Genomic DNA, 22153 nt, shown 5'->3' with positions numbered 1-22153 from the left:
CCGCCCTCCCCCCCAGCGCCGCTGAATTTAGCCCTTGGGCCGGGGGACTTCGCCTGTTAAAATTCCGCACTTGAAATTTTCCAGGGCCAAGCCGCCCGAACTAGCGAAGGTCTACCGCGATGCGTACCAGCCAATATCTGCTTTCCACTCTCAAGGAAACCCCCTCCGACGCTGAAGTTGTCAGCCACCAGCTGATGCTGCGCGCCGGGATGATCCGCAAACTCGCTTCCGGCATGTACGCCTGGCTGCCGACCGGCCTGCGGGTCCTGAAGAAGATTGAAAACATCGTCCGCGAAGAGATGAACAATGCGGGTGCCGTCGAAGTATCCATGCCGGTGGTACAGCCCGCCGAGCTGTGGCAGGAGTCCGGCCGCTGGGATGACTACGGCCCCGAGCTGTGCCGCCTGACCGACCGTCACAACCGCCCCTTCGTGCTGGGTCCGACCCACGAAGAGGTGATCACCGCGCTGGTCCGTTACGAAGTGAACAGCTACAAGCAACTGCCGCTGAATCTGTACCAGATCCAGACCAAGTTCCGCGATGAAGTGCGCCCCCGTTTCGGCGTGATGCGTGGCCGCGAATTCCTGATGAAGGATGCCTACTCCTTCCACATCGACAAGGCCTCCCTGGTCGATACCTATGAGAAGATGCATGCGGCCTACTGCACCGCCTTCACTCGCATGGGTCTGAACTTCCGCCCGGTGCAGGCCGATACCGGCTCCATCGGGGGCACCGGCTCCCACGAATTCCAGGTGCTGGCCGAGAGCGGTGAAGACTTGATCGCCTTCTCCGATACATCCGATTACGCCGCCAACATCGAGATGGCCGAAGCCCTGGCACCGGCTGGCGAGCGCGCTGCCGCAACCAAAGCCCTGACCAAGGTGGCCACCCCGGCCGTCCACACCATCGACGAAGTGGCCGCTTTCCTGAACGTGGCGCCGACCGCCATCGCCAAGACCCTGCTGGTACTGGCCGAGGAAGACGAGCACGGCAAACAGGCCGTCATCGCCCTGGTACTGCGTGGCGACCACGAGCTGAACGAAATCAAGGCCGAGAAGCTTTCTGGCGTGGCTAACCCGCTGACCTTCGCCAATGACGAGCAGATCAAAGCGGCCGCCGGTTGCGATGCAGGCTCCATCGGCCCGGTCGGCTTTGCCGGTCGCATCATCGTCGATCGCAGCGCCGCCCATCTGAGCGATTTTGTTTGCGGCGCCAACGAGACCGGTTTCCACCTGACCGGTGCCAACTGGGATCGCGACATCACCTCTTTTGAGGTTGCCGACCTGCGCAACGTGGTAGAAGGCGACCCGAGCCCGTGCGGCCAGGGCAAGCTGCTGCTCAAGCGCGGTATCGAAGTGGGCCACATCTTCCAGCTGGGTACCAAGTACTCCGAAGCGATGAAGGCGAGCGTGCTGAACGAAGGCGGCAAGTCCGTCACCATGGAGATGGGTTGCTACGGTATCGGGGTTTCCCGTCTGGTGGCTGCGGCCATCGAGCAGAACAACGACCAGTACGGCATCATCTGGCCGGATGCCATCGCCCCGTTCGAAGTGGCCATCGTGCCGATGAACATGCACAAGTCCGAGCGCGTGGCCGAGCAGGCGCAGCAGTTCTACGCCGAGCTCAAAGCCGCCGGTGTGGACGTGCTGTTTGACGACCGCAAGGAGCGCCCGGGTGTGATGTTCGCCGACATGGAGCTGATCGGTGTGCCCCACGCCATCGTCATCGGTGACCGTGGTCTCGACAACGGCGTGGTGGAGTACAAGTGCCGCCGCTCCGGCGAGAAGCAGGAAGTGGCGATCAAAGAGATCGTTGCCCTGCTCAAGGCCAAGCTGGGTCGCTGATAACGCGACACCGCCTTTCGCTTTTCATAGGAAAGCCCCGAGTGCCACGGCACTCGGGGCTTTTTATATGGCTCTCAGCCATGATGCACAAAAATGCGTCTCCAGCGTGAACCAATGAGATAACTGCATTGCCCTGTACACGGCACGGCTGATTTCCTAGACTGGCGCTCTTTACCCAGCTTGCCCGAGAAGTTATGTCCATCGCCTCAGCCAATACCGTTGTCGTGCTCGACTTCGAGACCACAGGGCTTTCACCCGGACAAGGGGATAGAGCCATCGAGATCGGTGCCGTCAGAATCAAGGATGGCCATATCAGTGAGCGTTTCTCGGCATTGATGAATCCGGGCTTCAACGTGAGCAGCTTCATCGAGCAATATACCGGGATCAGCAATGCCATGCTGAAACAGGCTCCCCCCTGTAACGAGGTGATGGCGGATTTCGTCGACTTTATCGGTGATGACAATCTGGTCGCCCACAACGCCTCCTTCGACAAGCGCTTTCTGGATGCGGAAATAGAGCGATTGCCGGCGCAATACCGCGGCCAGTTCGCCTGTTCCCTGCTGCTATCGAGGCGCCTGTTTCCCGATGCCCCGGATCACAAGCTGGGTACCCTGGTGCAATACCGGAGCCTGCCCAATGACGGGGTGTTTCACCGTGCCCTGGCGGATGCAGAGGTGACGGCCCACCTCTGGCTTGCCTTGTTGGAAGAGCTGGCGTGCCGACATGGCATTATCGACCCGGACTTTGAATTGCTGCTGACCCTTGGCAAGAAGCCAAAACAGGTGATTCCATCCTTCCTGCGGGAATATGCGACTCGGAAATAATATGTGCCGACATGCATCATCAATCATCCATGCCATGTCGGCACTGAATTTACCCGCCTTCACATCCATGATGGCCCGGCGTAAAGAGAGGCAGGCAAGCAGATAATTTAGCACTGCACATCAATGAAAAAGCGCGCCAAATGGCGCGCTTTTTGTTTCCTTGTCATCTGGCGACCGGGCCGGTTCACGGCGCTTCAGGCATTGCGACCGATAAAGAGATCCGTCACATGGCAGCTACTTCTCGCGGCCAGCGCATCCAGCATGTAGGCTGCCGCGTCTTCCGGCGTCATGAAGCCACTCGAATCCACGTGATCCGAATTCTCCCAGAACTCGCTGCGGATCCCGCTCGGATAGAGGTTCACCAGTCGCAGGGGAGCACTCTTCAGCTCGGCCCGCAAGGATTCGAGAAAGCCGCGCATCCCCCATTTGGAGGCGCAATAGAGGCTCTCGTTGGCCTTGCCGGTCTGGGCGGCGGAGGAGAGCACATTCGCCAGCACGCCGCCCTTGTCGCCGATGAGGCGCACCGTCTGCTGGGCCACCAGTATGGTGGAGATGAGATTGCTCTCCACCACCCGGCGGATCTGCTCGGCGGTGTAGACACCCACCGGGCCGAACTCGCCGACACCGGCACAGTGGATCACCATGTCGGGCAGGCCGCCCCACTCCACCGCAGCGGCAAAGGCGACATCCACCTCTTCGTGGTGTGCGAGATCGGCGGCAATGCCGATCACCGCCTTGCCGAGCAGCTCTTCCTGCTCCTGCAGTTTCTGGTAACGGCGACCCATCATGGAAACCTGATGGCCGCGTTCAACCAGCCCTATGGTCAGGGCGCGGCCCAGTCCGGACCCCGCGCCAGTCACTATGATGTGGCCCATGTGTGCTCCTCAGGGAGATCAGAAGGTGAATTCACCACCGATGAACCAGCCGTCGATGGTCTGATCGACGCGGTCGAAGTCCATCTCGGCCTCACGCCAGCCAGCGCGGATCTTGAGCGGCACGGAAGAGAACTTGTAGGAACCGCCCAGACGGTAGTCGTAGTTGTCGGCATCCTGCACGCGGGCATCGCCGAAGGCGGCAAAGCCGGTCCCCGGGATACGCACTTCGGCGCCGGTGTAGGCCATCAGCACATCTTTGTCATAGGAGTAGTGCTGGGTGTTGAAATCACCGTCGTAGCGACGACCGGTCAGACCCAGATCGATCTGGAACAGGTCGTTGTTGAACAGGCGATAGTAGAGGCTCAGGTCGTAAGCCAGCAGATCGTTGTTGAAGCTGCCGCCGCTGCTGCTGAAGTCGGACATTTCGAACTTGGCGTTGGGCAGCAGCAGGATGCCGTGCTCCAGTTGCAGGTAGCCGCTCCAGTTGTAGTTCTCGTCGTAGCTGCCATCGGCACCCACGCTGCTGACCTGGCCACTTCCCTGGGCATTCCACAGATCGGCACCCGCCGCAAAACGCCAGTCATTGGCGGCCATGGCCCCATGGCTGAGCAGAGCCATCACAGTGCCGGCAATCAGGGTCTTCTTCATCACTTCGCTCCATTTTGGACTGGAAAGGCCATCATTTTACCCGCTGGGCAAGGAATACCTAGAGTAAAAAGCTGAACAAGCGTCCATAAATGTCAGTGCTTCATCCCTTTCATGGGTTCGACCGGCTTCACGGGCAGGCTCAGTGACAGCGTCTGCCCATCGTCCAGGGTCAGGGTCAGCGGGAAGGGCGTGCCCTGGGCCAAGGTATGGATGTCGAACAACATGATGTGCAGGCTGCCGGGCTTGAGCACGGCCTCCCCCTTGGCCGGGATCTCGATGCTCTCCACCTGGCGCATCTTCATGACGCCGTTCTCGTGCAAATGGGTGTGCAGCTCGACACGGCCCGCCTCAGGGGACGCTCCCGCCACCAGTTTCACCGGTTTGTCCCCATCGTTCCTGAGCACCATGAATGCCGCCGTGTTCGGCGAGCCAGGGGGCAGCAGGCGCACATAACCATCGACCGCGTCGACCTTGGCCAGGGCCGGGGCGGCCAGAAGCAGTGCCATGGTGGAATAAAACGCACGTTTAAACATGGTTGAAATCCTTTTATGATGTTGTTAAACGAGACAAAGCTTACCCCTGTGGCAAGCTTTTGACAGCCCCCGACAACAAGGATTCAGACATGGCCCTCACAATTCTGGCCGAACAGCAGGACGGCTTGCTCACCCTGACCTTCAATCGACCGGAAAAGCGCAATGCCCTCAACACGCAGACGTATCTGGCGCTGACCGACGCACTGCGCCAGGCCGCCCGGGACGAAGAGGTCCATGTGCTGCTGTTGCAGGGCCAGGCGGAGTGCTTCACCGCCGGCAACGATCTGGCCGACTTTGTTGGCAAGCACGCCCTTGAGCCGGACGATCCCATCCTGCAATTTCTGCACACCCTGGCCGACTTCCCCAAACCGGTGATCGCCGCCGTGGGCGGCCCGGCAGTCGGCATAGGCACTACCCTGCTGCTGCACTGCGACCTGGTCTATCTGGCTGACAACGCCCGGCTGCAGCTGCCTTTCGTCGAGCTGGGACTGGTGCCGGAGTTTGCCGCCAGCCTGCTGCTGCCACGCGCCGTCGGTCACCTCAAGGCGGCGGAACTGTTGCTGCTGGCAGAGGCCATCGATGGAGAAGAGGCGCTGCGTCTCGGGCTCGCCAACCGGGTGCTGGCCCCGGCGGACCTGCTCCCCTTCGCTCGGGAGCAGGGACTGAAACTGGCGGCCAAGCCGCCGATGGCGCTCCAGAAGAGCAAGGCGCTGCTCAAGCAGGAGCTCAAACAGGCGGTGCATTTCGTCATCGACCTGGAAGCGCGCGCCTTCGCCCAGGCCCTGCAAGGGGAAGAGGCGCAAAGCCGCATCGCCAGCAAGCTGCAAAAACGGCGCTGAACTCAGTTGAGACGGAACCGGCCTATCAGCTCGCAGCCCTGCACCCTGTCCTGCACCTGGATAAGCCGGGCAATCTCCGGATTGGGGTGGCGCTTCAAGAAGGAGAGCAGGGCAGCGCGACAGCAGCCCAGCTCGCTGATGAGGGATTCGCACTCCCGGTTGGGGCACTGGGGCACCAGGGCGGTGACCAGCTCGGAGGCGAGCTTGAGGTAGCGCAGTTCATAGGCGGGCTCTTCCATGGCACGCCAGAAGTCGGCCATGCGGTGACAGGTGGCGACCCGCATGCTGGCCAGTTCGTCCAGATCCCCGGAGGCCAGCTCATAGACTTCCCCCAGGGCCTGCTGATAGAGGCAGATCGCCGTGCCCAGAGCCCCCATGCCAAGGGCATTCTCCGCCTCCAGCATGTAACGTTGCCAGTTCTGATGTTCCATGTTCCTCTCCTTTGCCGACACGAGTGGAGTCTGTATCATGGCCAATCGAGAACAAATATCAACCAGACCCTTTGTGCTGGTTTTTATAGCACTTGGCTACCTGGGGGCGTCTCGATTACGATCCTCACCCTCGATATTCAACTGCATGCATCACTCATGACGCCTCGTCTCCCTCAAATGCTGGGCTGCTCCCTGCTCTGCATCCCCCGCATGCTGGTCTGGATCTATTAGCTGCGCTCAATCGAACGCCACTAACCAGATCCATCAACAAGAGGGAATACCAAGATGAAACCCTGCAAGCACTGGTCTCAGGTCGAATATCTGCACCTGACTGTGACCAATCCCAACATCTGTCTCAAAGGGAAGCACAGCTACTACTCCGGCGCCTGGGACGGTCCGTTCGAAGACGCCGCCGTACGCTATCTACATGGCGACAGCTTTAGCCGCCATCCCGACACTGGCTGGGAACCGCTATGGCATATCGACAGACTTCACATCGGCGACTACGTGCAGATCGCCGCAGGTGTGAAGATCCTGATGGGGGGCAACCATACCCACAATACCGACTTCATCAGTACTTATCCGTTTCTGGAGATGGAGGCACTCAAGCGCAGTTATCGACCGGCTGGCGATACCCGCATAGGCAATGATGTCTGGATCGGCATGGACACGATGATTATGCCCGGAGTCAGTATTGGTGATGGTGCCATCATTGCAGCGCGCTCGCTGGTCAATCAGGATGTCCCCCCCTACGCCATGGTCGCAGGGACGCCCGCCAAAGTCCTGCGAATGCGTTTCGGCGATGACGACATCGTGCGACTGCAGGCGCTGGCCTGGTGGGACTGGCCCGATGAAAAGGTACAGGCGCTGCTCCCCTGGATCCAGCAAGGGGAAGTGTCCCTGCTAGAGCAAGCGGCCAAGCAGTGGCAAGAGCATTCGAGCCCACTCACTGGGCGCTGAATACAAAAAAGGGCGACCCGGTGTCGCCCTCTCTTGTGAATATATTTGCTCATTTCGCAATTTGTGACGGATTGACGCGACACTGCTTGCCGGGGTAACCAGGCAGATCCGCCGCCTTGCTGCTGCACGCCAGCCGTTTGGCTTCGGCGAGGCGATCCGCGAGGTTGACCTCATCGATCGGCTGCCAGGCCATCTGCTGGCCGAGCCAGCTGGCCCAGGCAAACTCGACGAAGTAGACCTGATCCTTCTTGCTGAAGTAGCCCGCATCCTGCAACAGCCCCGCCAGGGTGCGGTAGGGATAATCCGGCAACTCACCGATATGGCCGGGCAACTGCTCGGGAGTCAGGGGTTGACCCCGTTCATCCTTGAGCCAGGCCCAGTGGTTGTTCTGCATCTGGCTCCAGAAATTGGCCCTGTCCTGCAACCGTGCAATCACCTTGACCCTGACCTGCTTCACCCCCTGCTGCCACAGCGCCTTGGTCAAGTGGTGCCTGTCCACCAGCCAGTAGCCCCCATCCGGCGCGATGACGATAGGGATCTCTTTCTTTTTCATCAGCTTGTCGAGCTGCTTCTCGCTCTTGTCCGCCAGCTCCCGGGCTGTGGTATCCACCTGCAACTGCCCCACGCCGCCCTGGGTGGGGTGCAGCGCCTCTATGTTCACTTCGCACCAGCTTCCCACCGGGCTGCTCTTCTCGCACGGGGACAACGCCCAGGCGCCCTGGCTCAGCACGCAGGCCAACAAGATCCATGCTCTCATCACTCTCTCCTTTTCCTGGCGCTCACGGCGCCCCCTCGTTGACAGCCGCATCGGATATCATGGGACTCATGCTGGCGGTCTGACCAGCAAAGGGGATATCATGATTTCCCATCTGCCGGCGATGCATTCTCGCCGAGTTTTCTCCCCGCTTCACACATTTTGAAGGATTCACCATGAAAGGATGGAGCCCCCTGCTGGCCCTGCTGGGCTGTGCCTGCGTCCAGGCCGCCGATGTGCCGCCCGGTACCCCACTCGCCGCTGAACAGGCCGTCGTCCGTCATCTCAAGGATGAACCGGCGAGCCTGAGCCCCCTCAAGCTGGTGGGACTGCCGGAGCTGCAGGTCCTCAGGGACCTTTACGAGGGGCTGCTGACCCAGGGACCGGACGGCAAGGTGCTGCCCGGGGTGGCCGCGAGCTGGGAGAACAAGGACAACCGGCAGTTCACATTCCATCTGAGGCAGGATGCCCGCTGGTCCAACGGCGACCCCGTGCGCGCCGCCGACTTCGTCTATGGCTGGCGCAAGCTGGTTGACCCCAGGGAAGCCGCCACTTTCGCCTGGTTCGCCCAGCTCGCCCGCTTCGACAAGGTGGACGACATAGTGGCAGGCAAGCTGGCCCCCGATGCGCTCGGGGTGGAGGCCGTCGATGACCATACCCTGAAGGTGACCCTCTCCCAGCCGGTGCCCTATTTCCTGAGCCTGCTGACCCATCCCAGCCTGTCGCCCCTGCACCGGGCCAGCATGGAACAATATGGCAACCAGTGGACCCAGCCCGGCAAGCTGGTGGGCAACGGCGCCTTCGTGCTGAGTCACCGGGTGGTGAACGAGAAACTGGAGCTGACGCCCAATCCCTACTACTGGGATCGCGCCCACACGGTGCTGACCCGCGTCACCTTCGTGCCCATCAACCAGGAGAGCGCGGCCACCCACCGCTATCTGGCCGGGGATCTGCACATCACCGAATCCTTCCCCAAGGAGCAGTACCAGAGCCTGATGGCCCAGATCCCGGGGGAGGTCTATACCCCGGAACAGCTCGGCACCTACTACTACGCCTTCAACACCCAGCGCCCGCCCCTCAATGATGTGCGGGTGCGCCAGGCGCTCTCCTACACCATCGACAGGGGCCTGATTGCCGACAAGGTGCTGGGCACCGGGGAGAAACCGGCCTACCACTTCACCCCGGACGTGACCGCCGACTTCGACCCCAAGCCCAATCTGCTCTCCACCAGCAGTCAGCAGGCGCTGGACGAGCGTGCCAGAGCCCTGCTGAAAGAAGCGGGCTACGGCCCAAGTAATCCCCTCAAGCTGACCCTGCTCTACAACACGGCGGAAATTCACAAGAAGATGGCGCTGGCCATCGCCAACCTGTGGAAACAGAAGCTGGGGGCCCGGGTCGAGCTCACCAACCAGGAGTGGAAGACCTATCTCGACAGCCGTCAAAGCGGCCAGTTCGAGGTGATCCGCTCCTCCTGGGTCGCCGATTACAACGACCCCTCCGCCTTCCTCGGGCTCTGGGGATCGGGCCACAGCGGCAACATGGCCCGGTTCGCCAACCCGGCTTACGACAAGCTGCTGGCGCAGGCGGCCAACAGTCAGGATCCCGCAGAACGGGCCCGCCTGTTCGATGAGGCCGAGGCCATCTTGCAGAAGGAGGCCCCCATCGCCCCCATCTACCAGTACACCAATGCCCGGCTCATCAAGCCCTGGCTCAAGGGGTATCCCATCAACAACCCGGAAGACGTGGCCTACAGCCGTCAGCTCTACCTCGTCAAACACTGAGTCCGGGGAGGGGTCGGGACATCTGACCCCTCCTGGCACTGTTCCTGTTCAAGTTCCCGGCATAAAATGCCGCCTCTTTTCATTCATCAACCCCGTGATCCGATCCTGCCATGCGTGCTCTGCTCCTGATTGCCCTGTTTGTTGCCCTTCCCGCCAAGGCCGCCGATGAAACCGAATGCCGCCAGGCCTTCCTCGAATGGATGTTGAGCCAGCAGAAGCAGTTCAGCGACCGCAAGGCCAGCAAGATGGAGCGGCGCAATGCCGAACGAGCCATCGATCAGGCCCGGGATGCCTTCGCCAAGCAGGAGAGTTTCTGCCAGGCCATGGCCTGGGTCGCCAGCGCAGAAGACAATGACCCCCGCTTCAAGCCGAGGACGGGGGAGATCCACGACTTCACTCCCCGCGGCTGAGCCGCCATCTACGACTTTTTTCAGCCTTTCCCGTGTTGATTTATTGACCCAAGCCAAGGTGGTGTAACAGTCCGCATCTACAATGACGCCGTAACAATCACAAAAATAAAAAATAACTTTATCAGTTACTTGGCTCATTCAGGATGCGCACATGACCACAACCCGGCACGAAGGGGAGATCCGTTTCCCCGATCACATATCACTGATCTCGACCACGGATCCCGCCAGTCACATCACTTATGCCAACCAGCACTTTTGCGATGTGGCGGGCTACAGCGCGACCGAAATGGAAGGGGAGCCCCACAATCTGGTCCGCCACCCCGACATGCCCAAGGCCGCGTTCGCCGACATGTGGCGCCGCCTGCAACAAGGCAAGAGCTGGATGGGGCTGGTAAAGAACCGCGCCAAGAGTGGTCAGTTCTACTGGGTCAACGCCTACGTCACGCCGATTCTCAACGATCAGCAGCAGATCATCGAATACCAGTCGGTCCGCACCCGTCCCCAGGATCACGACATCGCCTGGGCAGAGCAGCTCTATGCCCGGATCCGTGACGGCAAGGCACTGCCCTGGCTGACCCGGCTGACCCTGGAGCCGGGGCAGCTGTGTCTGCTGCTCTCTGGCACCGCCCTGCTCGGCATGGGGGCCAGTCTGGTCACCGGCCAGCCGGGGTGGGGAGTCATCACTCTGCTCTGCTTGCTGGCCCAGATGGGACATGGCTGGCATCTGCAACGGCGGCTGGCCAGGCTGCTGGCCACGGCGGGCGAGGAGCAGGGCAGCGCCCTTTGCCAGGTACTCTATGCCAGGCGTCAGGACAGCCTGGCCGCCCTTGAACTGCTGCTGCGCATGAAGAAGGCGGAGCTGCGCGCCGTGGTAGGTCGCAGCGCGGACACCAACCAGCAGATCCTGCAGGCGGCGGAGGATGACAGGGGGCATATCCAGACCATAGACACTCACCTGCAACAGCAGCGGGCCCAGAGCGAGCAACTGGCGGCGGCCATCACCCAGATGAGCCAGTCCATCCGCGATGTGGCTGACAATGCCCACCAGGCCAATGCGCTGGTGGGCGAGGTCCAGCAGGTGTCCGCCAGTGGCCAGCAGGCGCTGGCCACCACCCGGGATTCGGTCGACAGGCTTCATCAGGAGCTGGACGCCAGCCAGGGCGTGCTGGCGCGCCTGACCCAGGACAGCCAGAAGATCAACGGCATTCTGGAGGTGATCGGGCAGATTGCGGATCAGACCAACCTGCTCTCCCTCAATGCGGCCATCGAGGCGGCACGGGCCGGTGAACAGGGGCGCGGCTTTGCGGTGGTGGCCGACGAGATACGGGCCCTGGCCCAGAAGACCCGCAGTTCCACCGGCGAGATAAGCGACATGATAGGGGCGCTGCAACAGAGCACCCGGCAACTGTCCGATGGCATGGAGCAGGGGGCCCAGACATCAGTGCTCTGCCAGCAGCACATGGGGGCCACCGCCGAGGTGCTCGACCAGATCAACCGGATGCTGGCCCGGGTGACCCACACCAGCGACGAGATAGCCCAGGCGGTGAGCCAGCAGGCGGATGTCACCAGCACCCTGGATCAGGGGATCCACCAGATCCACCAACTGGCGAGCCACACCGCGGACAACAGCCGTCAGGCCCTCGATGGCATCACCCTGCTGGTGGAGCGGCTGCAAAACCTCTCCCGCCTGATCAACCAGTTCCACGACTGACCCCCTTGCCGTGTAGTTTGGCGCGCCCCCGGGCGCGCTGCCGATCTCTCCTCTCCTTCACGACGACAGGCTCCCGCCGGGGGCAGGAAGTCCGTCTCAGGATTTGCCCTTGAACTGCTTGATGCTGCGCTTGCCCTGGGTGCGACGGTTCGCCTGCTTGTCTCTTGGCGCCCGTTTGCTCTCCCCGCTGGCGGGTTTGTCGGTCACCGGGAAACCTGCCAGCGCCGCCAGGGGCAGGGGCCGACCGGTCAGGGCCCGGATCCCCTCGAGCGCCTCCCCATCCCCGTGGCAGGTAAGGGAGATGGCCAGACCGCTCTGTCCGGCACGGGCGGTACGACCGATACGATGCACGTAGACGGGCGCATGCTCCGGCAGATCCAGATTGATCACCACGGGCAATGCCTCCACGTGGATGCCGCGCGCCATCAGGTCCGTGGCCACCAGCACCCGCACCCTGCCCTCCTTGAAATCCGCCAGCGCCTGCTCCCGCGTGGCCTGATCCTTGTTTCCGTGCAGGGCCGCCACCGTCATGCCAGCCCTGGCGAGTTTCTTGGCCACCCCGTCCGCGTCGTCCCTGGCACTGATGAAGACCAGCACCTGGGGCCACTCTCCGGCCTCCAGCAGGGCGATCAGCGCAGGCACCTTGCTGCTCCTGTTGACCAGATAGAGCCGCTCCTCGATGTCGTTCACCAGGCTGTTGAGCGGCTCGGCCTCGATGCGCACCGGATCCTGCAGCAGGCCCGAGGCCAGGCTCTCCAGCTCGACCGGCAAGGTGGCGGAGAAGAGCATCTGCTGCCGCGCCTCCGGCATTGCCTTCATCAGCCACTGGATATCGGGCCAGAACCCCATCTCCAGCAGGCGATCCGCTTCATCCAGCACCAGCATGCGCAGGGCACCCAGCCCCAGCGTCTGCTGGGCCAGCAAGTCCCGCAACCGTCCGGGGGTCGCCACCAGCAGTTGGGGGCCGAGAGCCAGTTCCCGCTCCTGCCACTCCTGGGCCACCCCGCCACACAGGGTCAGAAGGCGCACCCCCAACCCGTCGGCAATCTCCTGCAGGGCGGCGCTCACCTGGCTTGCCAGCTCCCGGGTGGGGACCAGTACCAATCCCTGTACCCGGTCGCTGGCTGCGTCCAGCCTCTGCAGCAGCGGCAGGCCGAATGCCAGGGTCTTGCCACTGCCGGTCCTGGCCAGGGCAAGCAGATCCCGTCCTGACAAGGCAGCAGGAATGGCTAGCTGCTGAATGGGGGTCGGTTTTTCCAGCGCGGCGGGCAGCAGGGGCAACAGGGCGGGGTCAAGGGCGAGTTCGTCAAACGTCATGGGGATCGCAGATACAGGCTGAACGAGGATGTGGAGGCGAAGTCTAGCCAGACCCACCCCATAAGTAAAAGGTTCGGGAGCGCAATAAAAACGGCCTGCCCCGTGTGAACGGGGCAGGCCGTCAGGCAATCAGCCTGTGGCGCGACTTACAGAACGGCCAGGGCGGCGGCGTAGTTCGGCTCGTCGGCGACTTCGGCCACCAGCTCGCTGTGCAGCACCTTGTCGTGCTCATCCAGTACCACGATGGCACGGGCAGCCAGACCCACCAGCGGGCCGGAGGAGAAGGCCACGCCGTAGTCCTGCAGGAAGGAGACGCCACGCAGGGTGGAGAGGTTCACCACCTTGTCCAGACCCTCGGCGCCGCAGAAACGGGCCTGGGCGAACGGCAGGTCGGCAGAGATGCACAGCACGACGGTGTTGTTCAGGGCGCTTGCCTGCTCGTTGAACTTGCGCACGGAAGTGGCGCAGGTCGGGGTGTCGACGCTCGGGAAGATGTTCAGGATCTTGCGCTTGCCGGCGAAAGTCGCCAGGGTCGCATCGGACAGATCGCCAGCAACCAGGGAGAAGGGCTTGGCCTGCTCACCGGCAACGGGGAAGTGGCCGGAGACGGAGACGGGGTTGCCTTGCAGGGTGACGGTATTGCTCATGTTAGGTCCTTGATGATTGATGTGGGATCCAGGGTCCCCAGTATAGGCCCGCCACGGGATGACAAACACCCGCTAATGAAAGGGATTTGGCATCCCTTTGCGTCCCCCCTGCTCCAGGGGCAGATCAGCGGCCACTGACATGGACCCGGACAAAGAGGAGAAGAGGGCTTGACCTTGGACTTTACACCAAGGTTTACACTCGGCGCAGTCATCCAGGATCCCGCAGGGGCGGGATCCCTCAAGAGGAACGCATCATGAGCAAATCCTGCTGCAGCCATCAACACGCCGCCGCCCCCATCAAGGCCGTCAGCAAGGCCGCCACCCCACAGGCCGGGCACAGCCACACCAGCCACTGCTGCGACAACGGGGCACAGGCCAGTGGTGTCGCCAACCCGACCCGCCACGATCATCAGGGGCAAAGTGGCGCAGACGGCCCGGGTGATGAAGAGCCCCCCAGAGGCACTTGCGCCACCGACACAGCCCACGGCCACGAACACGACCACGACCACGACCACGATCATCATGAGCAGGGGCACGAGCACGCCCACACGACCGCCGCGACCGAGCCGCCGCTGGCTAGCCCCGAGCAGAACAGCCGCCGCCATAGCTGGCAGGTGCTGGGCATGGATTGTCCCAGCTGTGCCCGCAAGATAGAGACCGCCGTCAGCCGGGTGGAGGGCGTGCAACAGGCCCGCGTGCTGTTTGCCACCGAGAAGCTGGTGGTGGATCTGGCCCCCGGCCTCTCCCCCGACCCCGTTACCGCCGCCGTGCTGGCCGCCGGCTTCCAGCTCAAAGGGGGAGTTCAGAACACGGCTCGCAGCGAACCGGGCCGCAGCCCGCTGATGCAGAGAGTCAGCAACCTGCTGGGCAAATACTGGCAGCCCCTGTCGCTCGCCGGATTGATGGGGGGGGCGGCCCTGCTGCCGAGCCAGCTCGGTCAGCCGCTCTTTACCCTGGCCACCCTCTGGGGCCTGTGGCCCGTCGCCCGCAAGGCATGGGCACTGACCAGAAGCGGCTCCCCCTTCGCCATCGAGACCCTGATGACGGTCGCCGCCGTGGGGGCCCTGTTCCTCGGCGAAACCGCCGAAGCGGCCATGGTGCTGCTGCTGTTCATGCTGGGGGAACATCTGGAGGCCTACGCCGCCGGCCGCGCCCGCGCCGGGGTCACCGCCCTGATGGCGCTGGTGCCCGACAAGGCGCTGCGCATCCGCACCACTGCCGAGGGCGAGGTGCGCGAAGAGGTCGCTGCCGACCAGCTGCGCCCCGGTGACATCATCGAAATCGCCCCGGGTGCCCGCCTGGCCGCCGATGCCCGCCTGCTCGACCCCCTCGGTGCCTTTGACGAGAGCGCCCTGACCGGTGAATCCATCCCGGTGGAGCGCCGTCAGGGTGACAAGGTGCCCGCCGGCAGCCTGGCGGCGGATCGGGTGCTGCGCCTCGAGGTGGTGTCCGAACCCGGCAACAACGCCATCGACCGCATTTTGCATCTCATCGAAGAGGCCGAGACCCAGCGCGCCCCCATCGAGCGCTTCATCGACCGCTTCAGCCGCTGGTATACCCCGGCCATGATGCTGGTCGCCCTGCTGGTGGTGCTGGTACCGCCGCTCGCCTTCGGCCAGAGCTGGGACGAGTGGGTCTATCGCGGGCTGGCGCTGCTGCTGATCGGTTGCCCCTGCGCCCTGGTCATCTCCACTCCGGCAGCGGTCACCTCGGCGCTGGCGGCAGCCACCCGGCAGGGGGCCCTCATCAAGGGGGGCGCCGCGCTGGAGCGGTTGGCCCACATCGATACCCTGGCCTTCGACAAGACCGGCACCCTGACCCTGGGCAAGCCGCAGCTGACCGAGCTGGTGAGCCTCAATGGCCAGCCTGAGGCCGAGCTGCTGGCGCTGGCGGCCGCCATCGAGCAGGGCTCCCACCACCCGCTGGCCCGCGCCGTGGTGACGGCGGCCAACGAACGGGGCCTCAGCCTCGCCGCCGCCCAGGAGCTGCGCGCCCTGCCCGGCATGGGGGTAGAGGGTCGCATCGACGGCGCCCTCTGGCAGTTGCTGGCGCCGAGCCGGGTCGCCACCCTGGATGCGGCGATGCAGGCCCGGGTCGCCACCCTGGAGCAGCAAGGCAAGACAGTGGTGGTGCTCGGTCAGCCTGACGCCGCCCCGGCCGCCCTGCTGGCCCTGCGCGACCAGATCCGGCCGGAGGCGGCTGCGGCGCTGCAAGAGCTCAACCAGCTTGGCCTGCAGAGCATCATGCTGACCGGGGACAACCCCCGCGCCGCCGAGGCGATCGCCACCGAGCTCGGCATGGGCTGGCGCGCCGGCCTGCTGCCGGAAGGCAAGGTAGAGGAGATAAGCCAGCTCGCCAGCACCCGCAAGGTGGCCATGATCGGCGACGGCATCAACGACGCCCCGGCCATGAAGCGGGCCAGCATAGGCATCGCCATGGGAGGCGGTACCGACGTGGCGCTGGAGACCGCCGATGCGGCACTGACCCACAACCAGCTCGGCGGGGTCGCCGCCATGATCCGGCTCTCCCGCGCGGCGCTGGCCAACATCCACCAGAACATCGCGCTGGCGCTGGGGCTCAAGGCCATCTTCCTGGTCACCAGCCTGCTCGGCATCACCGGCCTGTGGATTGCGGTGCTGGCCGACACCGGCGCCACCGCCCTGGTCACCGCCAACGCCCTGCGCCTGCTGCGAAAACGCTAGTCCGGCCGTTAACGGTACAACCAACAGCCGCCCCAACGGGGCGGCTTTTTTATTGCCTCGCCCACAGCAAAGAAAAAGCGCGGCTGCCGGTCGGCAGTCGCGCTTTGCTTACTCTCTCGGTGTTATCCCGCCCTTGGCGAGGCGGAATTCAACCCGGGGCTGCCGAGCCAGCCCCGGGCTCGATGGGAAAGACTTACTTGGCGCTGCACTCCTGGATGATGACGCTGCCCACCTCGCCGGAAGTCTGGGTCGGGTCAACCTTCACCAGGAAGCTCCACAGACCCTGTTCCAGCGTGATGCTGTTGTTGCCCATGCCGCCGTCGCCGTGCTGGAGCGGGTAAACCTGCTCGGGCTCCAGTGCGATCAGGGTGCCACCGGCATCCTTCACGAAGAACTGCTTGCTCCAGTTGCCATCGTCGTTGGCAAACTTGAAGTCAAAGCTGCCCGCGTAGTTGAAGGCGGCCTGATAGATGGCGAGGTTGCCTTCCATCCCCTTGTAGCTCAGCTGGTAGGCCGGCTGGGCGTTCCAGTCGCTCAGACTGCCACGCACATAGAGCGGGAAGCCGAGCGGATTGCCCGCGACGGTATCCAGCACCTTGCAGCTCTGCGCCGGTTCGGTGTAGCTGACACTCAGGGTCGGCTTGTCCTTGTTCATGGCGGTAAAGACGAACTTGTAGGTGCCAGCCTTCTCCACGTTGAACGGCAGATCCCCGCCATTGGCACAGAGCGTATTGACCTGGCCGGTCGCAAGCTGGTCGGTATCGCTGCACTTGCCGTAATTGACGGGGCCGCTCCACTCGTTGCCAGCGATCTTCACCTGGGTCGACCCCAGCTGATCCGCCGTCACCTCGGTGGTGAACTCATAGGTGAAGTTGCCACTGAAGTTCATCTTGTTGACCGGATCCCACTGATTCAGGAAACCGCGCACGAACACCTCGGTGTCACCGAAGGGAGGCAAGGTGCTCAGATCCGTCTTCTTGCTCACCGGCAGCCCCGCGCCCTGGGCACCGCTCTGCGGCTTGACGAACACCGCCGCCGACCAGGCGCCAAGGGTCAGCTGACCGCTGTCATTGGCCGCACCGCTGGCGATGCTGTCGGAGTCACGGTGGGCACCGCTCAGGACCATGCCGGTCAGATCGATGGGCTGATCCTTGCCGTCACGGAAATCGCCGATGCTCTGGGGCTGATTGGTGGCGTTGATCATCACCACCAGGCCGTCGATGGCCGGATCCAGATCCGCACCGGCGCCCACCCCGTCATCCACGCTCATCACGATGAGACCCGGGATCTGCTCAGGGCCGGTGTTGCGGAAGTCGACCCGCTTGATCACCTCGGCGCCGCTGCCAAGACGCAGCAGACGAGAGGATTGACGCAGTTCGGAGAGCTCCTGGTAGAAGTTCACCATCTGATGCATCTCGGCCGAACCCGGCTTGGCGTGCTGGCCGAGCACCTGCTCGATCAGCTCGTAGTTGGCCTCGTCCTTGTCCTTGCGCGGCAGCCCTTTGTCAAAATTATTGTCACTTAAGCCGTAGTCGACCCGGTTGTACCAGTCACCGGAGTCGTAGCTGTCCCGCTCCATGGACTTGGAACGCAGCAGCTCGACACCCGCGTGGGTGAAGGGAATGCCCTGACCCAGCATGGCGGTCGCCAGAGAGACCCCCTGCATCCGCACCAGGTCGGCCCCGGCGGGTGCCTTGTACACCAGGTTGTCGAACAGAGTCTGGTTGTCGTGCTTGTCGACATAGTTCTGGATTTCGGTCGGATCCTGGGCATAGCCCGCCGGTTGACCGTTGTAGTCGATGTCGGAGCCTTTCTTCGGAATGCCGTCCTTGTCGGTCAGCACGAACTCCTTGAGGTTGCCCGCCATGCCGAGGCGCACCAGATCGGACTGATGCAGGGCGGTGGCGAGATCGACGCCGTCCAGCTCGTTGGCATCCACCAGGGCGCCGTTGCCAAAGCCCTGGGTCTTGCGAATGGCTTCGCCGCCGTCGAACGGGCTGCCGCCGCGCACCGCATCACGCAGCCGGTCGGAGAAGGAGCCGATGCCGGTACCGGCCAGGTGCTTCTGGGTCGCCTGTACGAAGCGCTTGTCATCCTGTACCTCACCGAAGTTCCACCCCTCACCGTAGAAGTACATGTCCGGATTGACCTTCTTCACCTCGGCCAGGGCCTGCACCATCTGATCTTTCGGGTGATGGCCCATGAGGTCGAAGCGGAAGGCATCGATCTTGTAGTCCCGCGCCCAGGTGACCAGGGAGTCATCCATCAGCTTGGCGAACATGGCGTGTTCCGGCGCCGTGTTGGAGCAGCAGGTGGAGTTTTCCACCGAACCGGTCTCCGGATTGAGGCGCTGGTAGTACCAGGGCACAATCTTGTCGAGCACGGATTTGGAACCGAGACCCGCTTCGTTGGTGTGGTTGTAGACCACGTCCATCACCACGTTCATGCCGATGTTCTGCTTGATGGCCTGCACCATCTCGCGGAACTCCTTGATCCGGGTCGTCCCCTCCGCATTGGTGGCGTAGGAGCCTTCCGGAGTGGTGTAGTGGTAGGGGTCATAGCCCCAGTTGAAGGAGTCCACCCCGCGCAGATAGCCGTACAGCTCCTGCACCACGGGGTTCTCCTTGCTGTCGCTGGCTTGCAGATCACCGAGCACGGCTTCGATGGTCTCGCCGCCACCACAGTGGCTGGCAAACCTGGAGTTCTTGACCTCGGGATTGACCTCGCACAGCTTGCTGAAGTCATCGCCGATGTTGGCCACCTTGGCCGGGTCCTCGTTGACGGTAGCGATGTCGAACACCGGCAGCAGGTGCAGGTGGCTGACGCCGCTCTTGGCCAGGGATTTCAGGTGGGTGACGGGCACGCTGTCGCTGTCGGTCAGCCCGAGGAACTTGCCGCGGTGCTCCACCGGCGTCGACTCGTCGTTGCCGGTCAGATCCCGGACGTGGGCCTCATAGATGGTGATGTCGGCGGGGTTCTTCTGGCTGTGGGGCGCCTTGAGGCTGTCCCAGCCTTCCGGCTTGAGGGCCGGATCGTCGAGATCCACCACCTGGCTGAACTCGGAGTTCATCGCCAGGCTCAGGGAGTAGGGGTCGGTCACCTGATAGGATTCCAGCTTGCGGCTGACCGGGTGATAGACCTGGATATCGTAGCGGTAGTATTTGCCGACAAGATCGCTGCCCCCCTGCACGCTCCAGCTGCCGCTGGCCTCGTCCAGGGTCATGGCGCGCTCGCCAAGCGACTTGTGCTGCTCGTCGAACAACGCCAGCTTGACCGACTTGGCGGTCGGCGCCCAGAGCCGGAAGGTGACATTGCCTCCCTCCACCACGGCGCCGTAGGCCAGCTTGGTGGCCGCTTCGCTGTAAAGGGCATCGAGGGCACCGGCACTCTGCACCAGGGTCGCCCCCTGCAGGATGCCGTCCGCATCGGTCCCGATGGCGACCAGCTCACCCTTGAGCAGGGGCTTGAGATCTTTTCCCGCAGGCAGGGCGAAGGCGGCGGCATCCTTGAGGTGCGGGTATTTGGCCTGCTGCTCTTCGGTCAGGCTGGTCGGGGTCAGCTTGAGGTAGGGGAAATCGAATACACCCTCGCTGTTTGCGGTGATGGTGCCTGACTCTGTGTAGTAGAGGCGCACATAGGGCTTGTCCTTGCCCCCTTGCCAAATCAGGGTGTTGTCGTCGATGAGGTGGGCACTGGCCCCCGCCACGCCGAAGGCGGCTGTGAAGGCTTCCGCCCGGCTGCCGAAGATCTCGTTCTTGCCGGCCACGATGGCCACGGTGCGATCCGGGTGATCACTGAAGACCACCTTCATGTCGCTGCCGGTCAGGTTCGCGAGATCGCCATTGCGGGCGATGAAGTTGATGCAGCCTTCCATCTTGGAGAGCGGCACGACCCAGGCCGGACCAAAACTGTCCGCCGCGGACGGCGTCTTGCTCTTGTCATCCCAACCGGTGTTGAGGCCGCCCTCCGAGGTCGAGTTGCAGGCATCGTTGTTCCACAGGTGCAGGCTGTGGCTGGCGAACGGGCCGGTGACACCGCGCGCCGCGCTGGTCTGGGTATCCACCAGGGCGATGACCGCTTCGTCGGGGCCGGCCGTCAGCAGTTCGGCCGGGGGCTGGACGTTGGGAAGACGAGCGACGGGCTCATCCTGAGGGGCAGGAGCAGAAGAACTGTTGTCGTTACAGCCTGACAAAAGCGCGAGCAGTGAGGCTGTTACCAGCGCCACTTTGGTCTTTTTCATATCCATTTTTTTATAATTCCCGCTGTAGTTAGTCTCGATATCCGAGTACCCGGTCATTGCCGAGCGGTGTCATATTAATCAGCGGGAATTGCCGTAAATGTGAGCGGATGGGCAAAAAAAACCAATCCGCATCAACAAGATAACGTTTTCATAACGAAAATTCGATCGCGCTCACAGACCTGGCACCGCTTTCGGCCCATACCAGCGAGAAGAGGGGAGCGAGTGACGAAATCAATGTCCAATCAAATGGATAGAGGGGGCTGGGTGATGAAACGGATTGAGGAGCAGGCCAGGCGGCTGGACCAGGAGTATCAGGGCATTGCCCAGTTGTTCGATCAGTTCTGCCAGCAGGCCGGCGTGCTCGCCGAACGCTATCACTTCTTCAACTGGCCGGATTATGAAGAGAGCCCGCCCCTCGCCCGCGCCTTCACCCTGCTGGGGGAACCACGGGAGCTGCGGCTGCGCTGTCAACCCGGCGAGGGGGGTTCCCTGAACGGCCTCCTCCAGGTGTGTGGCGAGGAAGGCAAGGTTCACGCCAGCCTGGGCTTTCATGCCGACGGCCACCTGCTGCTGGAGCCGGGCCGCCTGCTCGACGACCCGCCGGGACTGCTGCTGAGGCTGATGCTGGGCTCCCTCTGGCAGGATCAGGGGAGCGAGCCTCCCCGCTGACACCCGCCAGGGGTGTCAGTCGGCAGACACTTCGATGGTCAGGTGCACCAGCTCCTCGTGGATGGCGAGGCGCTCGCGGATCGCCTGTGCCGGGACCGGGGTCGCCATCTGCAACGACATCGCGGCGGCATACTGCATCTGCCCCACCCGCCAGACGTGCAGATCGCGGATCTCGGCGCCAGGCAGCTCGGCAATCACCTCGCGGATCTCGTCCACCAGGGGCGCATCCATCTCCGCATCCAGCAAGACGCGCCCGGTATCACGCAGCAACCCCCTGGCCCACACCGCCACCAGCACGGCCCCGGCGATGCCCATCAGGGGATCCAGCCAGTCCGCCCCCCACAACATGCCTCCCACCAGCGCCAGAATCGCCAGCACCGAGGTGGCCGCGTCCGCCAGCACGTGGAGGTAGGCGGCGCGCAGGTTGAGATCCTGATGGCCGTGGTGGTGATCGTGCGAGTGGTCGTGATGACCGTGATGGTGGTCGTGACCATGGTGATGGCCGTGATCGTCCCTGAGCAGCCAGGCACAGGCCAGATTCACCAGCAGGCCCAGCAGGGCAATGCCGATCGCCTGCTGATAATGGATGGGGCTGGGGTCCAGCAACCTGGCCACCGACTCGAACAGCATCAACCCCGCCACCCCCACCAGCAGCAGGGCGCTACTGAAGCCCCCCAGCACCTCTATCTTCCAGGTACCGAAGCTGAACCTGTGATCCCGCGCGAAGTGGCGGGCAGCGCGATAGGCCAGCACCGAGAGGCCGAGGGCCAGGGCATGGGAGCTCATGTGCCAACCGTCGGCCAGCAGCGCCATGGAGTTGTAGAACCAGCCGCCACCGATCTCCGCCACCATCATGACGACGGTGAGCAGCACGGCCCAGCGGGTCTTCTGTTCGGCCAGGGGATTCCCTTCGTGGACGACGGGGTGGTGGCAGTGGGATGAGGCGAGGGATGGCATGGATTTCTCCT

The 22153-nt window shown here is 63.2% G+C and carries 18 protein-coding genes; 9 read left to right on the top strand and 9 right to left on the bottom strand.

Going from position 1 to position 22153, the window contains the following annotated elements:
• The first annotated feature begins 119 nt into the window (after positions 1-119).
• Positions 120-1844, top strand: a complete 1725-nt coding sequence (locus tag AB5Y59_RS04830) for a proline--tRNA ligase (RefSeq protein WP_128296422.1) — start codon at positions 120-122, stop codon at positions 1842-1844.
• Between the two features lie 194 nt (positions 1845-2038).
• On the top strand, positions 2039-2668 hold the full coding sequence (locus tag AB5Y59_RS04825) for a PolC-type DNA polymerase III (RefSeq protein WP_039039479.1): 630 nt from the start codon (positions 2039-2041) through the stop codon (positions 2666-2668).
• Positions 2669-2862: 194 nt separating this feature from the next.
• On the opposite strand, the gene AB5Y59_RS04820 is transcribed toward AB5Y59_RS04825, so the two are convergent.
• From AB5Y59_RS04820 to AB5Y59_RS04810, 3 genes are all read right to left on the bottom strand, one after another.
• A complete protein-coding gene (locus AB5Y59_RS04820; protein ID WP_045523363.1) occupies positions 2863-3543 on the bottom strand; it encodes an SDR family oxidoreductase in 681 nt (226 codons plus the stop codon).
• 18 nt (positions 3544-3561) lie between these two features.
• Positions 3562-4191 carry a TIGR04219 family outer membrane beta-barrel protein gene (locus AB5Y59_RS04815; RefSeq protein ID WP_043155850.1) on the bottom strand — a complete coding sequence of 210 codons (630 nt, stop codon included), beginning with the start codon at positions 4189-4191 and terminating at the stop codon, positions 3562-3564.
• Between the two features lie 92 nt (positions 4192-4283).
• Positions 4284-4724: a copper chaperone PCu(A)C gene (locus AB5Y59_RS04810; protein WP_039039478.1), complete on the bottom strand. Its 441-nt coding sequence runs from the start codon at positions 4722-4724 to the stop codon at positions 4284-4286.
• A gap of 89 nt (positions 4725-4813) precedes the next feature.
• Here AB5Y59_RS04810 and AB5Y59_RS04805 point away from each other — a divergent pair, with 89 nt between their 5' ends.
• Positions 4814-5563 (top strand): enoyl-CoA hydratase-related protein, encoded by a 750-nt coding sequence (locus AB5Y59_RS04805; protein ID WP_286700720.1) that lies wholly within the window; start codon positions 4814-4816, stop codon positions 5561-5563.
• Between the two features lie 2 nt (positions 5564-5565).
• On the opposite strand, the gene AB5Y59_RS04800 is transcribed toward AB5Y59_RS04805, so the two are convergent.
• A complete protein-coding gene (locus AB5Y59_RS04800; RefSeq protein ID WP_010672859.1) occupies positions 5566-5994 on the bottom strand; it encodes a DUF2753 family protein in 429 nt (142 codons plus the stop codon).
• Between the two features lie 285 nt (positions 5995-6279).
• Between AB5Y59_RS04800 and AB5Y59_RS04795 the strand changes: the two genes are divergently transcribed.
• Positions 6280-6954, top strand: coding sequence for a CatB-related O-acetyltransferase (locus tag AB5Y59_RS04795; protein WP_043155848.1), 675 nt, complete (start codon positions 6280-6282; stop codon positions 6952-6954).
• Positions 6955-7003: 49 nt separating this feature from the next.
• Here AB5Y59_RS04795 and AB5Y59_RS04790 read toward each other — a convergent pair whose 3' ends face one another.
• A complete protein-coding gene (locus tag AB5Y59_RS04790; protein WP_103858046.1) occupies positions 7004-7711 on the bottom strand; it encodes a ParB-like protein in 708 nt (235 codons plus the stop codon).
• Between the two features lie 173 nt (positions 7712-7884).
• Here AB5Y59_RS04790 and AB5Y59_RS04785 point away from each other — a divergent pair, with 173 nt between their 5' ends.
• The 3 genes from AB5Y59_RS04785 (at position 7885) to AB5Y59_RS04775 (ending at position 11610) form a co-directional block, all read left to right on the top strand.
• The gene (locus tag AB5Y59_RS04785) at positions 7885-9489 is read left to right on the top strand and encodes an ABC transporter substrate-binding protein (protein WP_128296424.1); all 1605 of its coding nucleotides are present in this window, start codon (positions 7885-7887) and stop codon (positions 9487-9489) included.
• Positions 9490-9599: 110 nt separating this feature from the next.
• On the top strand, positions 9600-9899 hold the full coding sequence (locus AB5Y59_RS04780; RefSeq protein ID WP_010672856.1) for a hypothetical protein: 300 nt from the start codon (positions 9600-9602) through the stop codon (positions 9897-9899).
• Between the two features lie 151 nt (positions 9900-10050).
• Positions 10051-11610 (top strand): PAS domain-containing methyl-accepting chemotaxis protein, encoded by a 1560-nt coding sequence (locus AB5Y59_RS04775; protein WP_210600064.1) that lies wholly within the window; start codon positions 10051-10053, stop codon positions 11608-11610.
• Positions 11611-11706: 96 nt separating this feature from the next.
• On the opposite strand, the gene AB5Y59_RS04770 is transcribed toward AB5Y59_RS04775, so the two are convergent.
• Together AB5Y59_RS04770 and tpx are read right to left on the bottom strand one after the other, a co-directional pair.
• Positions 11707-12927, bottom strand: a complete 1221-nt coding sequence (locus AB5Y59_RS04770; RefSeq protein WP_139736411.1) for a DEAD/DEAH box helicase — start codon at positions 12925-12927, stop codon at positions 11707-11709.
• A 146-nt stretch (positions 12928-13073) separates the two neighbouring features.
• Positions 13074-13574, bottom strand: coding sequence for a thiol peroxidase (gene tpx / locus AB5Y59_RS04765; protein ID WP_010672853.1), 501 nt, complete (start codon positions 13572-13574; stop codon positions 13074-13076).
• Between the two features lie 254 nt (positions 13575-13828).
• Here tpx and AB5Y59_RS04760 point away from each other — a divergent pair, with 254 nt between their 5' ends.
• Positions 13829-16276, top strand: coding sequence for a zinc/cadmium/mercury/lead-transporting ATPase (locus AB5Y59_RS04760; protein ID WP_368211565.1), 2448 nt, complete (start codon positions 13829-13831; stop codon positions 16274-16276).
• Between the two features lie 193 nt (positions 16277-16469).
• On the opposite strand, the gene pulA is transcribed toward AB5Y59_RS04760, so the two are convergent.
• The gene (gene pulA, locus AB5Y59_RS04755) at positions 16470-20522 is read right to left on the bottom strand and encodes a pullulanase-type alpha-1,6-glucosidase (protein WP_119196989.1); all 4053 of its coding nucleotides are present in this window, start codon (positions 20520-20522) and stop codon (positions 16470-16472) included.
• 261 nt (positions 20523-20783) lie between these two features.
• Here pulA and AB5Y59_RS04750 point away from each other — a divergent pair, with 261 nt between their 5' ends.
• Positions 20784-21185: a hypothetical protein gene (locus tag AB5Y59_RS04750; RefSeq protein ID WP_041211001.1), complete on the top strand. Its 402-nt coding sequence runs from the start codon at positions 20784-20786 to the stop codon at positions 21183-21185.
• 15 nt (positions 21186-21200) lie between these two features.
• On the opposite strand, the gene dmeF is transcribed toward AB5Y59_RS04750, so the two are convergent.
• Positions 21201-22142: a CDF family Co(II)/Ni(II) efflux transporter DmeF gene (gene dmeF / locus AB5Y59_RS04745; RefSeq protein WP_103260817.1), complete on the bottom strand. Its 942-nt coding sequence runs from the start codon at positions 22140-22142 to the stop codon at positions 21201-21203.
• Between the last annotated feature and the right edge of the window lie 11 nt (positions 22143-22153).

This window comes from Aeromonas sp. s10 (assembly GCF_040907975.1).
Classification (GTDB): domain Bacteria; phylum Pseudomonadota; class Gammaproteobacteria; order Enterobacterales; family Aeromonadaceae; genus Aeromonas; species Aeromonas caviae.
This window is presented reverse-complemented; position numbering and strand designations above follow the sequence as displayed.

What these genes read in the sequence shown, in the direction of transcription:
- AB5Y59_RS04830 (WP_128296422.1), top strand. Translation starts at nt 120, where the DNA reads ATGCGTACCAGCCAATATCTGCTTTCCACTCTCAAGGAAACCCCCTCC.
- AB5Y59_RS04825 (WP_039039479.1), top strand. Translation starts at nt 2,039, where the DNA reads ATGTCCATCGCCTCAGCCAATACCGTTGTCGTGCTCGACTTCGAGACC.
- AB5Y59_RS04820 (WP_045523363.1), bottom strand. Translation starts at nt 3,543, where the DNA reads ATGGGCCACATCATAGTGACTGGCGCGGGGTCCGGACTGGGCCGCGCC.
- AB5Y59_RS04815 (WP_043155850.1), bottom strand. Translation starts at nt 4,191, where the DNA reads ATGAAGAAGACCCTGATTGCCGGCACTGTGATGGCTCTGCTCAGCCAT.
- AB5Y59_RS04810 (WP_039039478.1), bottom strand. Translation starts at nt 4,724, where the DNA reads ATGTTTAAACGTGCGTTTTATTCCACCATGGCACTGCTTCTGGCCGCC.
- AB5Y59_RS04805 (WP_286700720.1), top strand. Translation starts at nt 4,814, where the DNA reads ATGGCCCTCACAATTCTGGCCGAACAGCAGGACGGCTTGCTCACCCTG.
- AB5Y59_RS04800 (WP_010672859.1), bottom strand. Translation starts at nt 5,994, where the DNA reads ATGGAACATCAGAACTGGCAACGTTACATGCTGGAGGCGGAGAATGCC.
- AB5Y59_RS04795 (WP_043155848.1), top strand. Translation starts at nt 6,280, where the DNA reads ATGAAACCCTGCAAGCACTGGTCTCAGGTCGAATATCTGCACCTGACT.
- AB5Y59_RS04790 (WP_103858046.1), bottom strand. Translation starts at nt 7,711, where the DNA reads ATGAGAGCATGGATCTTGTTGGCCTGCGTGCTGAGCCAGGGCGCCTGG.
- AB5Y59_RS04785 (WP_128296424.1), top strand. Translation starts at nt 7,885, where the DNA reads ATGAAAGGATGGAGCCCCCTGCTGGCCCTGCTGGGCTGTGCCTGCGTC.
- AB5Y59_RS04780 (WP_010672856.1), top strand. Translation starts at nt 9,600, where the DNA reads ATGCGTGCTCTGCTCCTGATTGCCCTGTTTGTTGCCCTTCCCGCCAAG.
- AB5Y59_RS04775 (WP_210600064.1), top strand. Translation starts at nt 10,051, where the DNA reads ATGACCACAACCCGGCACGAAGGGGAGATCCGTTTCCCCGATCACATA.
- AB5Y59_RS04770 (WP_139736411.1), bottom strand. Translation starts at nt 12,927, where the DNA reads ATGACGTTTGACGAACTCGCCCTTGACCCCGCCCTGTTGCCCCTGCTG.
- tpx (WP_010672853.1), bottom strand. Translation starts at nt 13,574, where the DNA reads ATGAGCAATACCGTCACCCTGCAAGGCAACCCCGTCTCCGTCTCCGGC.
- AB5Y59_RS04760 (WP_368211565.1), top strand. Translation starts at nt 13,829, where the DNA reads ATGAGCAAATCCTGCTGCAGCCATCAACACGCCGCCGCCCCCATCAAG.
- pulA (WP_119196989.1), bottom strand. Translation starts at nt 20,522, where the DNA reads ATGGATATGAAAAAGACCAAAGTGGCGCTGGTAACAGCCTCACTGCTC.
- AB5Y59_RS04750 (WP_041211001.1), top strand. Translation starts at nt 20,784, where the DNA reads ATGAAACGGATTGAGGAGCAGGCCAGGCGGCTGGACCAGGAGTATCAG.
- dmeF (WP_103260817.1), bottom strand. Translation starts at nt 22,142, where the DNA reads ATGCCATCCCTCGCCTCATCCCACTGCCACCACCCCGTCGTCCACGAA.